The organism is Chloroflexus islandicus (genome assembly GCF_001650695.1).
In the GTDB taxonomy this organism is placed as follows: Bacteria; Chloroflexota; Chloroflexia; order Chloroflexales; family Chloroflexaceae; genus Chloroflexus; species Chloroflexus islandicus.
On sequence record NZ_LWQS01000035.1, the window covers coordinates 18,847 to 32,542 of the forward strand.

The 13,696-nt window shown below is 63.4% G+C and carries 5 protein-coding genes; all 5 read left to right on the forward strand.

All coding sequences use genetic code 11. The annotated features are described in order from the left end of the window. Positions 1 to 225: 225 nt before the first annotated feature. The 5 genes from A6A03_RS03205 (at position 226) to A6A03_RS03220 (ending at position 13,567) form a co-directional block, all read left to right on the forward strand. Positions 226 to 1,962, forward strand: coding sequence for a 2-oxoacid:acceptor oxidoreductase subunit alpha (locus tag A6A03_RS03205; protein ID WP_066783509.1), 1,737 nt, complete (start codon positions 226 to 228; stop codon positions 1,960 to 1,962). 75 nt (positions 1,963 to 2,037) lie between these two features. Then, positions 2,038 to 2,886: a 2-oxoacid:ferredoxin oxidoreductase subunit beta gene (locus tag A6A03_RS03210; RefSeq protein WP_066783510.1), complete on the forward strand. Its 849-nt coding sequence runs from the start codon at positions 2,038 to 2,040 to the stop codon at positions 2,884 to 2,886. 383 nt (positions 2,887 to 3,269) lie between these two features. Next, entirely contained in the window at positions 3,270 to 3,521 is a 252-nt protein-coding gene (locus A6A03_RS19930; RefSeq protein ID WP_076798208.1) for a (2Fe-2S) ferredoxin domain-containing protein, read from the forward strand. 93 nt (positions 3,522 to 3,614) lie between these two features. Next, positions 3,615 to 11,099: a DUF2298 domain-containing protein gene (locus A6A03_RS03215; protein ID WP_066783511.1), complete on the forward strand. Its 7,485-nt coding sequence runs from the start codon at positions 3,615 to 3,617 to the stop codon at positions 11,097 to 11,099. After that, a complete protein-coding gene (locus tag A6A03_RS03220; RefSeq protein ID WP_066783512.1) occupies positions 11,096 to 13,567 on the forward strand; it encodes a DUF2298 domain-containing protein in 2,472 nt (823 codons plus the stop codon). The genes A6A03_RS03215 and A6A03_RS03220 overlap by 4 nt, the downstream gene beginning before the upstream one ends. The last annotated feature ends 129 nt before the right edge of the window (positions 13,568 to 13,696 follow it).

The following is a 13,696-nucleotide window of genomic DNA, read 5'->3' on the forward strand; positions in this document are numbered from 1 at the left end:
CCGCACGCCACAGCTTCTCGCAAGCCTCCCAACAATTCACTGCTACGACCAACCCTCGTTCCAACCCGATTGGCAACGCAACATTTTTGCACAAACATCGCACCGTCTATCACAAGAAAAAGGGCATTGCAGCGACTGCACGCCAGTGCTATGATACCTTCACCATTCTCGTGTCGTTCTAGCGCCAACGCCGGCGCAGAGCAACGCAGCTACGGCGAGGTCGCCATGATCCAGAAAGAAGATGTCGTCATCCGTGTCGCTGGCGAAAGCGGCGACGGCAGCAGCGCCACCGGCGAGATGCTGGCGCAAGCGGCTGCCCGTTCTGGCCTCCACGTCTTTACCTTCCGCACCACTCCGGCTGAAATTAAGGGCGGGCCGGTGATGTTTCAGGTGCGCGCGTCCAACAGCCCAGTTCGATCGATGGGTGATGCGGTTGATGTGCTGTTTGCCTTTAACCGCGAAGCGTGGGATCTCCACCACGCCGATATGGCCCCCAATGCCGTCTTGCTCTACGATCCCGAAGAGTTTGACCTCCCTGCCGAGTTTACCGGCATTGCCTACCCGGCCCCGATTGGCCAGATCGCGCAAGCCGCCGGCAACCGGCGCGGTAAGAATGTGGCTGCGCTCGGTGTGGTGGCGGCGTTGTTTGGTCTCGGCCTGAATAAACTCGAAGATATCGTGCGGGCCAAGTTGGGCAAGAAAGCCGATCTGCTCGAGTCGAATCTGGCCGCGCTGCGGGCCGGGATCGAGTACGCCCACCAGCTTGCCAAACGCGATCCGTTCTGGATGGAATCGACCGGTGAGCACGATCGCTATGTGATGACTGGCAATCAAGCGATTGTGGCCGGCGCATTGCACGCCGGGGTTGAATTCTTTGCCGGCTATCCAATTACCCCTGCCTCTGACATTATGGAAGGCATGGCGGCGATGTTGCCCCAGATTGGTGGCGGCTATCTGCAGGCCGAAGATGAGATTGCGTCGATTATGGCGTGCATCGGCGCGTCGTATGGCGGCAAACGCGCCATGACCGCTACCTCCGGGCCGGGGTTGTCACTGATGAGCGAGGCGATTGGCTATGCCAGCATGACCGAGATTCCAGTGGTGATCGTTGATGCCCAGCGCGGCGGCCCCAGCACCGGCCTGCCCACCAAGATGGAGCAGTCAGACCTGAATATCGCCCTCCACGGCGGCCACGGCGATAGTCCGCGCATTGTGCTGGCGCCGGCCAGCGTCGCCGAGTGTTTCCATCTGACGGTTTGGGCCTTTAATCTGGCTGAACAGTACCAAACGCCGGTGATTGTGCTGAGCGACTATTCGCTCTCGTTCCGCACCGAGACGGTGGAACCGTTTGATCTGAGCAAGTATCCGCGCATCGACCGGTTGCGCCCCAATGGCGAATTAGCTGCCAAGCAGTATCGCCGCTACGAACTGACCGCAAATCTGGTGTCGCCGATGGTCGCTCCCGGCGTGGCCTATGCCCAGTACACCGCGACCGGTCTTGAGCATAATGAGTTCGGCAACCCTGATTATACGCCGGCGAACCACGCGATCATGACCGAAAAGCGTTGGGGCAAGCTGGCCCCGTTGCAGCATTCACGCGAGTATGTGCGCCGGTTTGGGGCCGAGCGGGCCAAAGTCGGGCTGATCTGTTGGGGTACCACTGCCGGCCCGTGCCGCGGCGCAGTCTATCTGGCCGGCCAAGAGGATTTGCCGGTGGCGATGTTGCAAGTGCAGATGCTCTCGCCGCTGCCGGTTGACGCCATTAACGAGTTTCTCGAACAGGTTGAGATTGTGCTGGTGCCGGAGGTCAATTTCCAAGGCCAGTTCGCCAAGCTCTTGCAGGCCGAACTGGGCATCAAGGTGCGCTCGATGACCAAGTATACCGGTATGCCCTTCTCGCGGCTTGAGATTCTGCGCCAGATTCACGCGCTGCACGGCCTCGCCGAGCCAGTGCTGGCTTGATGGAGCTTTGCCGCATTCAGTATGGGCAACGCGATGCGTTGCCCTAATAACATCAGATGTAACAAGGTCACACCTATGACAGCCGTACCGATCACCTCAGCACCCGTCGTCTACAAACCATCCGATTACCGCAGCGACCTCAAACCGATCTGGTGTCCGGGTTGCGGCGATTTCGGCGTGTTGGCCGCGATTCAGCAGGCCCTTGCTGCCGCCCAGATCAACCCCAAGGATCTGGCCGTGGTCTCAGGCATTGGTTGTAGCTCGCGCTTGCCCGGCTTCTTGCAGACCTACGGCCTGCATACGGTGCATGGCCGGGCGCTGCCGGCAGCGATTGGCCTCAAGACCGCCCGCCCCGATCTGACCGTGATGGCCGTCGGCGGCGATGGCGACTTCTTCAGTATCGGCTTGGGCCATCTGCCCCACGCGGCGCGGCGCGATCTTGATATCACCGTCGTGGTGATGGACAACGCGATCTATGGGTTGACCAAGGGCCAAACCTCGCCGACCTCGCCGCGCGGCCACGTCACCAAGAGCACTCCCTACGGCCAGTCGGCCCAACCGCTGCATCCGCTGGCCATCGTACTCGCCAGCGGCGCGTCGTTCGTGGCCCGCGGCTTCTCGAGCCAGCCCAAGCAGTTGGCCGAGCTGATCAAGGCCGGTCTCGCCCATCGCGGCTTTGCCTTTATTCACGTGCTCAGCCCCTGTGTCACCTTCTACGATACCTACAAATTGTACAAGGAGCTGGTCTACAACCTGCCCGACACGCACGACCCATCCGACCTCGATGCGGCGATGCACTACGCGGTTGAGAGCGAGCGGCTGCCGCTCGGCATCTTCTACCGCCGCCCGCCGCTCGAACCGTTGCCGCGTCCAACGCCTAAGCCGTTCGATACCCAAGCCTATTTGAACCGGTTCCGGGCGTAAAATCGTAAGCCGGCAAAGGGGCGGGCCGCTGGCCCATAGGAGCGCGGGCCGCTGGCCCGCCTCTTGTCATTGCGAGCCGCCGTAGGGGCAATGCGCTGCATTGCCCACCACGGCGACGCAATCCCCCGCTCCCCTACGGTCATTGCGAGCCGCGCGTAGGGGCAGAGCAATGCTCTGCCCACCAATCCCCTACGAACACGGACAGCACCCGCTGAGGGTTCGTTCTCGCTTCAGCAGGAGATGGCTTCGGTCGGACGCCGCCGCTCCCTCGCAATGACAGGTGGTTCTCTTCGCTGAAGGGGGAGCTTGCTGCGAGGGCTTTTAGAGCACGAACGTGTATAATAGAGAGTGCTTGCATTGCCCAATGTTCACGTGACACCACTATGCCACGCCTTTATCTCTGTATGGGACCACATTGCCGCGGCCGCGGCGCGGCCAATGTCTACGCCGCACTAGAGCAAGCTCTCTGGCAAGCCGGCTTGTTAGGACAAGTAGAGTGTATTGCCAGCGGTTGCCAAGACCGATGCCAACGCGGGCCGAACCTGCTCCTCCAACCGGGTGGGAGGCGCTGGCACGGTCTTACCCCGCGCCAGATCAGCGCCATCGTAGCCTTGCTCAGCCAGACCGGTGTATAATGCCAACGCGCACAGCGTGATGCTCGCAAACCCATCACGCTCGCACGTTCATGCAAACAACATCGGGTTGGCAACACATTCGTGAGAATCGCCGTGCGACAGGCTCTAACTCGACACCGCACATGGGTCGTCCGCCTTGGGCTGGCGGCCATTTTACTGTTGGCGCTTTATTTCCGCACCCTCAACTTGTTCGGTTGGGACTCCGGCACCGGCCAACATCCCGACGAACGCTTCTTTACCTACGTCGCCTCAACGGTTCGCCTACCGGATAATCTTGGCGAATTCTACGACTCGAGCCGCTCGCCGCTTAATCCGCGCAGCTACGAACAGTTTCCGCTCTATGTCTACGGGCCGCTGCCAATTATGTTGACGCGGGTGGTGGCGGTGATGCTCACCCCGCCGGAAGCATTACCGGCGCAGGTGCTCTCGATCGAAGGGCCGCCACGGGTAGGCGCTGATCCAACGGCGCCGAATGAACGGCGTACTGACTACGGCCCGCCTGTGCCCAACCCCGAATATCATTGGCCGCGCTTGCTCCCCTTGATGCCGTGGCTTAACCCTGATGGCGTCAATCTGACCAGCTACGGCGAGATTGGGAAGATCGGGCGCGGGCTGGCGGCGCTGTTCGATCTGGGCAGCGTTCTGCTCGTCTACCTGATCGGGCGCCGGTTGTTTGGCCGGCGGGTTGGGTTGCTCGCCGCGCTGTTTGCCGCGCTCACCGTGATGCACATCCAGCAGAGCCACTTCTTTGTTGATCCGGCCTTCTCGACCTTTTTTTGCCTGCTGGCGCTGTACTGGACGGTGCGGGCGGCGCAGGGCGGTGGTGTGATTGTCTATGCTGCGCTGGGCCTTAGCATCGGCGCGGCGATGGCCAACCGGATCACGATGGCGACGATCGGTGGGCTGGCGATTGTCGCGGCGCTGATTGCCGCCCAACGCGCGCTGCGCGGGCAGCCGTGGCCAGCCGTCTTTGATCGCTTCGTCCGCCGCGAGATTTGGCTGCTGATCGTGGCCGGCACGCTCACCATCGTGACCTTCCGCACCCTTGCCCCCGACTCGTTCATCGGCTCGCGCGCTGATTCGCCGCTGATCGATGGGCCTTCGATCTTGCACGGCGCTGGCTTCTTTGATGTTAGGTTTGACCCGCGTTTTCGCGAAAATCTCACCACCGTGCGCGCGTTGGTGACGGGTGAATACGACTTCCCTCCCGGCCAGCAATGGGTAGGCCGTCCAGCCTACCTCTTCCCATGGATCAATATGGTGCTATGGGGGATGGGGCCACTGTTAGGGCTGGCGGCGTGGGGAGGCTGGCTGCTCTTTGCTGCCCGCTATGCCCGGCGCGGCTGGCAGTGGGCGCTTCAACCGTCACCTGTCGTTGGCCGGCCATGGCATCCGGCGTGGGTGTTGTGGGTCTGGGTCGCGTTCTACTTTGCGTGGCAAGGCGGCCAGTTTGCGATCACGATGCGCTACCTGTTGCCGATCTACGGCGCATTAACCGTGCTGGCGGCATGGGCGCTGATCACGGCAGCGCGCTGGGCGCGGCGCTGGTTGTATGCCAACCCGCTGGCCCTACGACGCACAGGGTTGTGGCCAGCATGGCGCGTGTGGTTGGGTCGCGGGTTGGCATGGGCGGCCCGGCTGGCGCTGCCAGCGGTGCTGATCGCGACCGCAGCTTGGGCCTACGCCTTCTCGCGCATCTATACCGTCCCCCACTCGCGGGTGCAAGCGGCCCAATGGCTGGCCGAGCACGCTTCACCCGGCAGTTATGTCATTTCAGAACGGTGGGACGATCCGCTGCCATTGCAAACAACCACTATGGCGGCGTGGAATATCACCTTCTTCGGCATCGACTCGTCGCCGTACGCCGAAGATGAGCCGGCTAAGTATTTTGGCAGCGGCGGCGAACCCGGCTTGCTCGATCAGCTCGACCGGGCCGATTACATTACCCTGACCAGCAACCGCGTTTACGATAGCACCTCGCGCTTGCGCATGCGCTACCCGGCGCTGATGCGGTATTACCACAGCTTGTTTACCGGCGAGCTAGGCTTTGAGCTCGCGGCAGAGATCACGTCCTACCCAACGATCCTTGGCATTCGCATTCCCGATTGGATGGCCGAAGAGGCATTTAGCGTCTACGACCATCCACGGGTATTGATCTTCCGTAAGACGCCATTGTACAGCCGCGAACGGGCCGAACGCCTCATTACCAACGATGTCGAATGGGGTGAGGTCTACAAATCGCCGCTGCAGATTGCCGATCGCAACCCGACCGCCCTCCGCCTCACTGAGAGCGTCTGGCCGCAGTACGCTGCCGGTGGCGAGTGGTGGTCGTGGTTGGGAACGAACCCGTTCTCGCCGCTGCTCTGGGTGCTCTGGCTCGAGGCGCTGGGGCTGGCGGTGTTTGCCGTGATTGGGCCGCGCCTGCGCGGGTTGCCCGACCGTGGCTTTACGCTGGCCAAAATCGTTGGCCTGTTGCTGGTGGCATACCTTGCATGGCTGGCCGGCAGCCTGCGCCTTGCCCCCTTTGCGCCAGCCACCCTTTGGACGATCGGGTTGATCGGGTTGGGGATAGGAGCAGTGGTTGGCTGGCGCACTCGCGAGTCGCTGCGCCAACTCTGGCAAGAGCGTTCTACGGCGCTGTTCGTAGCTGAATTGCTCTTCATCGGGTTTCTGTTGCTCGGCCTCACCCTGCGCTGGTTCAACCCTGACCTGTGGCATCCGGCCCGCGGCGGCGAAAAGCCGATGGATTTCGCCTACCTCAATGCAGTCTTGCGCAGCGCAGCCTTCCCGCCGCTCGACCCATGGCACGCCGGCGGCTATATCAACTACTACTACTTCGGGTTTGTGCTAGTGGGCGCGCTAATCCACCTCAGCGGGATTGCGCCGGCGGTCGGCTACAACCTTGGGGTGGCGACGATCTTTGCCCTTACCGCCTTCGGCGCCTTCGGCATCGTCTATAACCTGCTCGCCGCGCGCGCGCCATCACCACGCCGCGAACGGGCGGCGCTGGTGGCCGGTGCGCTTGCTCCCGGCTTGATGCTCCTGCTCGGCAATTTGGCGCAGGCTGGCTGGTTCCTCAACGGGTATGCCGCCGAGCAAGCGGCTAAAGGGCGCTACGAGTGGGCCTTCTGGGATGCAACCCGGATTACGCCGGGCACGATCAACGAGGTGCCCTTCTTTACCTTCCTGTTTGCCGACCTGCATGCGCACATGATCGTTATGCCGCTCAGCCTTGCCGCGCTCGGTCTGGCGCTGGCATGGATGCGCAAGGGCGCGGCGCGGCAATGGTGGCTGATCGGGCTGCTGGGGTTGGTGGCGGGCGCGATTCGGGCCACCAACACATGGGATTACCCCACCTTTGTTGGGTTGGCAGGGCTGATGCTCGCGTTGGCCACTGGACGGCGCTGGCGGCGGGCGGGGAGCGGCTGGCCGGCGACGGTCGCGGCGGCGCTGGCCGTGGCGATCACCCCAGCGCTGCTCGGCAATCTGTTCTTTGCGCCGTTTATCGCCAACTTCGCCACCGAATCGAGCGGGATTGACCTCTGGCGCGGGCCGGGCCTGACCCTGCTTGAGACCATCGTAGCCGCTGAACGCACCACGACCGGCCAACTGCTGCAAATTGGCGGTCATTGGCTGGCGATGTGGCTAGCTATGATCGGGTTGTGGGCATGGCGGCGCGGGATCAATCTGCTAATCGTGATGGGGCCGCTGGCAGTGCTGCTGGTGGCATGGGCGCTCAATTGGCCGGCCATTATCCCGCTCCTAACAGTGCTGGGAGTAGCTGGCTGGATCGGATGGAACCTGCGCGCTCACCCGCTGACAACTCTCGTTCCGGTGTTGTTCGCCTTTGGCGGGATCGGGTTGTGGGCCATGGTTGAGGTGATCGTCGTGCGCGGCGATGTGGGCCGTATGAACACCGTCTTTAAGTTTGGCCTGCATGCGTGGATGTTGCTGGCGTTGGCGACGGCGGCATCCCTCCCGTGGCTGTGGGCAGCAACGGGCCGGCTATCGCGCCAGACGGGCTGGACGGTGCGGGCCATAGTGGGAGTGTTGCTCGCAGCCGGGTTAGTTTACCCCATCACTGCTACACCGGCCCGTGTCGCCGACCGCTGGGATCCAGCGGCGCCGCGTACCCTCGACGGCATGGCCTTCTTTGCCAACATCACGGCGGCCCGCGCCGGCTCTGCCTACTCGCTCGATGAAGATGCGGCGGCAATCGATTGGCTGCGCCGCAATGCGCGCGGCACGCCGATCATCCTCGAAGCCCACCAACCCTCATACCAGTGGGCCGGGCGGATCGCCACCTTCACCGGTATGCCCACTCTGCTCGGCTGGGAATGGCACCAGATTCAGCAGCGCAGCGCGGTCAACGCTGGGCCGGTGATCAACTACCGCAAGCAGATCATCGCTACTATCTACAACACGCCTGATCCCGACACCGCGTTGGCGGCGCTCCGGCGCTACGGCGTTGAATACATCTACGTTGGCGGCGTTGAACGGCAACTCTACAGCGCCGAAGGGCTGGCCAAGTTCGCCACGCTGGTGAACCGCGGCGACGCCGATCTTGTCTTCCGGCACGGCGAGAGCGTGATCTACCGGCTGCGCGCTCCCGGCCAGCCGCGCATGCTCACCAACGACCTGCCGATCCGCCCGCCGAGCGCGCGCACCATTCCGGAGCTCGAATTGACGAAACCGGTGCAAGAGTTGCCGGCGACGGGCCGGCTGGGTTGGAATACGCTGCTGAGCGAACAGCAATGGCTAGCGGTCGCGGCATGGTTACTGGTCTGGTATCTGATCGCCGGCCTTGGCGCGTTGCCGGCGTATGTCGCGCTCGGTCGGGCCGGGCTGGCATGGGCGCGCCCGGTGGGGTTGATCATGCTCGGCTACGCGATCTGGCTCCCTACCAGTTTGGGCCTCTGGCGCTACGATGCAGTGGGGGTGATAGGCGGGCTAGCGGTGATGAGCGGCATCACCATCGCGCTGTGGTTCCGCGGGGCACGGCCCGATCGCGCCGCATGGCGCACGCTCATCCCCGGCGAAGCGATCTTTCTGGCCGGTTTTATCGCAATGGCGATCATCCGCGCGCTCAACCCTGACCTGTGGCATCCGGTGTGGGGCGGCGAAAAACCGATGGAGCAGGGCTTCCTCAACGCCATCTTGCGCAGTCCGGTCATGCCGCCCTACGACCCGTTCTACAGCAACGGCTACATCAACTACTACTATTACGGTCTCTATCTGATGTCGCTGCCGATCAAGCTGCTCGGTCTCGATCCAGCAATCGGCTTCAATCTGGCGCTGGCCACCCTCTTTGGCATGGTGCTGGCGGGCGCGTATGAACTGGGGGCACGGCTAGGCGGGCGGCGGCGGTACGGGGTGGTGGCGCTGGCCCTGATTGGGCTGGCCGGCAACCTCACCAGCCTGATCGCGGCGGGATGGTCGCAAGGAGCTAACGGTTTGCGCTTGCTGCTCAGCGGCAATGCCAGTCTGCTCGGCGACTGGTTTGTCGGGCCGAGCCGGGTCATTCCGTACACGATCAACGAGTTTCCGCTGTTTAGCTTCCTCTATGCCGACCTGCATCCGCACCTGATCGCGTTACCGCTCTCGCTGCTAGCGATTGCCTGCGCGTGGCAATTGATCTTCGGCAAGGGGCGCACGATCTGGGCGCTGAGCGCGCTCGTCCTCGGCACACTGGCCGTCACCAACTCGTGGGATTTCCCGACTTACGGGTTGCTGGCCGGGATCGCGATCATTGCCGGCGCGGTGCGGCGGGCCGGCTGGCGCTGGCCGGCGATCACACTGGCCGCGGCGAAAGCGGTTGGGTTAGGGATCGGATCGCTCGCCCTCTTTGCACCGTTCTTCGACCGTTATTGGCCGATGGTTGGCGGGATCGGGCTGGTGACGCGCCACGTGACTCTGCCACTTGACTACATCTTGCTCTATGGCCTGCCGCTGACCATCGTCACGCCGGTCATCCTCGGTGCGACGCTGCAACGCTGGCGCCGGCATCTACCGGCACGGTCGTGGGCGCTGTTGCTGAGCGGCATTGGGATTGTGCTTATCATCAGTGCGGCGCTGCCCGAATGGGCACTGCGGATCGGCCTGTTTGCGCTGCTGGCGATGACGACCCTGCTGCTGGCGCGGCGAGCCGCCGGCGCGCCGGCATGGTACGCGCTGCTGCTGGCATGGCTGGCATGGGCCATCTCGCTCGGCGTCGAAGTGGTGTATATCCGCGATCATCTCGATGGCAGCGACTGGTACCGGATGAATACCGTCTTCAAGTTTGGCCTGCACGTTTGGGTGCTGCTAGGGCTCGCCGCCGCCGGTCTCTTGCCGCGTATGCTCGCGTGGCTCAACCAGCGCGGCGGCCAGCCGGCAACTGCGGTAGCACTCGCCGTTATTGCCATTCCGGCATTGATCGCAGCTAGCTACCTGCCGGTGGCCGTGCCTTCGCGCATCGCAACCCGCTTCCCAATCGACACCGGCCCCACCCTCGACGGCATGGCGTTTATGGAACAAGCCAGCTTCACGTATGACTGCACCGCCTTTGGCGGCTGCGCGCCAGATACCGCGATGGTGCAAGTCGATCTGCGCGGCGACGCCGCCGCGATTCGCTGGCTCAACCAGCAGATCAATGGTACCCCGATAGTCGCCCAATCAAGCCTCTGGTTCTACCGCGCCTACGGCATCCGGGTGGCTGCCGCCACTGGCCTGCCCACCGTGATCAGCGCACTCCACGCCGATGAACAACGCGATCCGGCAGTCACCAGCCGGCGGGTGCGCGATATCGAGACCTTCTTTACCACTGACGATCCCGAAACCGCGCTGCGCATTCTCGCTCGCTACAATGTGGATTATGTCTACATTGGCGGTGTTGAGCGGGCCTTCTACCCGCAGGGCATGGCCAAATTCACCGTCTTGCGCGACCGCTACCTGCGTCCGGTCTACGAGCACGATGGCGTCGCGATCTATCAAGTGCGGCCCTTGCCTGACAGCTACCGGCTGTTGCGCGCCGAAACGCCGCCGGCTGCCCAACCGCCGCCATCACCCCCGCCACCCACTGAACCGGCGGTCGATCTGTCAGAGCTTGAAGCTGCCGTTGCTGCCCAACCAACCAACGCGCAGCTCGCTTTTGGGTTGGCCGATGCCTATCGCCGGCAGGGTCGCTTGTTCGAGGCAGCGCAGATTTTGGCCACCGCCGCCGCCGCTAACCCCAACGATGTGGGTCTGCACCACCTCTGGGGCGACATTTTGGCCGACGCGGGTCGATACGATGAAGCTGAGCAGGCGTATCTCGCCGCTGCCCAAGCCAGCCCCACCGCCGGCAACTACAACAAGCTGGCAACAGCGCTGATCGATTGGGGCAGGCTAGATAAGGCTGAGATTGCGCTGGGCCAAGCGATGAGCATTGATCCCGTGCTGCCTGAACCCTACTTCCAACTAGCCCGCCTCTTCCTGCTGCGAAACCAGCCTGCGCTGGCCCAAGACGCCCTCCAGCGCTACCTCCAACTCGCGCCTGACGGTCCATTGGCTGGCGAAGCGCAGCGCATGCTGGCGAACCTGAGCGGAGGGCAACCATGAACACGGTTGCCGGCGAGGTCTTGCTCTGGTGGGTGATCGGTTTTATCTTCGCGCTGGCGGGTTGGCCAGCAGCCGTGCGTCTCTTCGGCCATTTGCCGGGTGCCGGCGCAGCCTTCGCCCGCCCGTTGGGGTTGCTGCTCACCGGCTTTCTGGCATGGCTGTTGGCGATGTTGGGCCTAGGCCGCTTTGAAACGCCGCTGCTCGTCATCTGTCTCGCGATCATTGCCGGCAGCGGCTGGCTCTGGCTTTGGCGCAGCGACCAACAACGGCTGCCGCCGCTTGGCCCGGCGCTGGCCGGCGAAGCGATCTTTCTCGCCACCTTGCTCGGCGTGGTCTGGCTCCGCGCCCACGACCCCACCCCATGGGGCACCGAACGCCCTATGGACTTCGCCTTCTTCAACGCGATCCAGCGCAGCGGCTTCTTCCCGCCTAACGACCCGTGGTTATCTGGCTACAGCATCAACTACTACTACTTCGGCTACCTGCTCATGGCCATCCCGGCTATGCTTAGCGGCTTGCCGCCGGCAACTGCCTACAACCTTGCGCTAGCCCTGCTGGCCGCGATGACCGCGCAAGGTGCGTTTGGCGTGATCAATGCGCTACTCGGTTTGCTGCGCCGGCCGCCGCCGGCAGTGATCCGCGGAGCGCTGGGTGTGCTTGGCGCTGTGATGATATTGTTAGCCGGCAATCAATCTGGCGCGATCCAAGTGATCGTTGGCGACGAACGGGCAGTGGCGCTCGATGACCGCCAGCTCCTTGCCGCGCTTGGGCAGGCCCTACGCGGCGAGACCTTCATCACCCTGCCTTCCCCAGCCCAAACCGCAACGTACGATTTTGGCACGGTTGACGGGTGGCGGCGGGCCGATAAGTGGAACGACTTCAACTGGTGGTGGCCATCGCGCTCGCTCTGGGACAGCTATCGCGTCGCTGGCGATCCGCCGCGCCGCGAGCAGCGCTACACCATCACCGAGTTTCCCTTCTTCAGTTTTCGCCTCGGCGACATGCACCCGCACGTGATGGCACTGCCCTTCACGACGCTGGCAATTGGGTTGGCGCTGGCGGTCGCGGCGCAAAGCAGCTCCGCTGCCCTGCCGAGCGATGGCGCACTCTTTCCCGCCGGACGATCCGGCTGGCTGCTGCGCGCGTTGCATGGGATGATCCTCGGCAGTTTGTACGCGATCAACAGTTGGGATCTACCCACCTACCTGCTGCTCTACTGGGGAGGATTGGCGCTGGCCTGCCGGCGTGACGGCGCTGCGTTGCCGTGGCGGGTATGGCTGCGCGAAGCCGTGATCGTGGCGGTGCTGGCCTTTGCCCTCTTTCTGCCGTTTCACCTCACCTTTCGCTCGCCAGTGGGAGGGGCGACGCCATGGATCGATCTGCCACTCCTTAGCCGGCTAACTAGTATTATCGGTGTCTACCTTGGTGAACGTAGCGGCTGGCACGAGTTTGTGATCATCTTTGGCCTAATGGCGCTGCCGATCATCGCCGGCAGCTATCTCTATCGCTCACCAGAGAACGAATCATTAGCCGGCTTAGCAATGCCGCGCTGGGCGCCGTGGCTGCCGCTCATCCTTTTCACCGCCGGATTGCTGATCGGCTTTCCATGGCTGGGACTGGCCGGGTTGGCGCTGTGGCTGGGTTGGCGGGCGCTCAACGCTGCCGAACCCGGTTTCCGCTTTGGGTTGCTGCTCGCAGCGTTGGGCAGCGCCATCTTGTTCGGGGTTGAGATCATCTACATTCGTGACGTGTTCGAGGGCCTGTCGGCCCGCATGAACACGGTCTTCAAGTTTTACTATCAGGTCTGGTTAATCTGGGGCGTGCTGGCCCCGGTGGGGTTGTGGTGGGTGTGGGCGCAAGCGACGGGCTGGCGACGGCTAGCGGCGAGCCTGATCAGCGCCGGCACGGCCCTCTTGCTGGCTGGCGCGCTGGTGTACCCCATCATTGTCACCCGCGACATCAGCCGCGGGCCGTTGCGTGGCCTCAATGGCTACACCCCGCGCGAGCAAACCGCCGCCGGCGTGGCCTCGCTGGCGTGGCTGCGCTACAACGTGCCGGCGGGCAGCGTCGTGCTCGAAGCGGCGGCAGTAGAGAACGAGGCAGCGGTTGCCGCCGGCAGCGAACCAGCGCGTTGCGGTGGCTCGTACAACTGGCAAGGCTTCGGTGGGGTGTCGGCGGCCAGCGGGCATGCCACCGTGCTGGGGTGGGTGGGCCACGAAATGCAATGGCGCGGCGGCGACCCGGTGGCGCTGGCCGAACTCGGCCCGCGTTGCCTCGCCGTTGATGCCATTTACCGCAGTGGCGATCCGGCCCGCATCCGCTCGCTTATCGACCAATACGGTATTGATTACATCTACGTCGGTGCGCTTGAACGCGAGCGTTACCCCGCCGAACGGCTGGCGGCGCTAGCGCAGGTGGGTGAGGTGGTCTTTGCCCAAGACGAAGTGGTTATCTACCGGGTGCGGTAGGTTAGCCCCGCCGCATGCGCGTCACCTCAGCGTCCGTGGCGGTTCCGCGTTTCCCTTGCCATTCCCGCTGCTCCACCCTACCGCCAATCGGCAAACTGAGGGTATACTACATCTGTAACGTGTTACAGA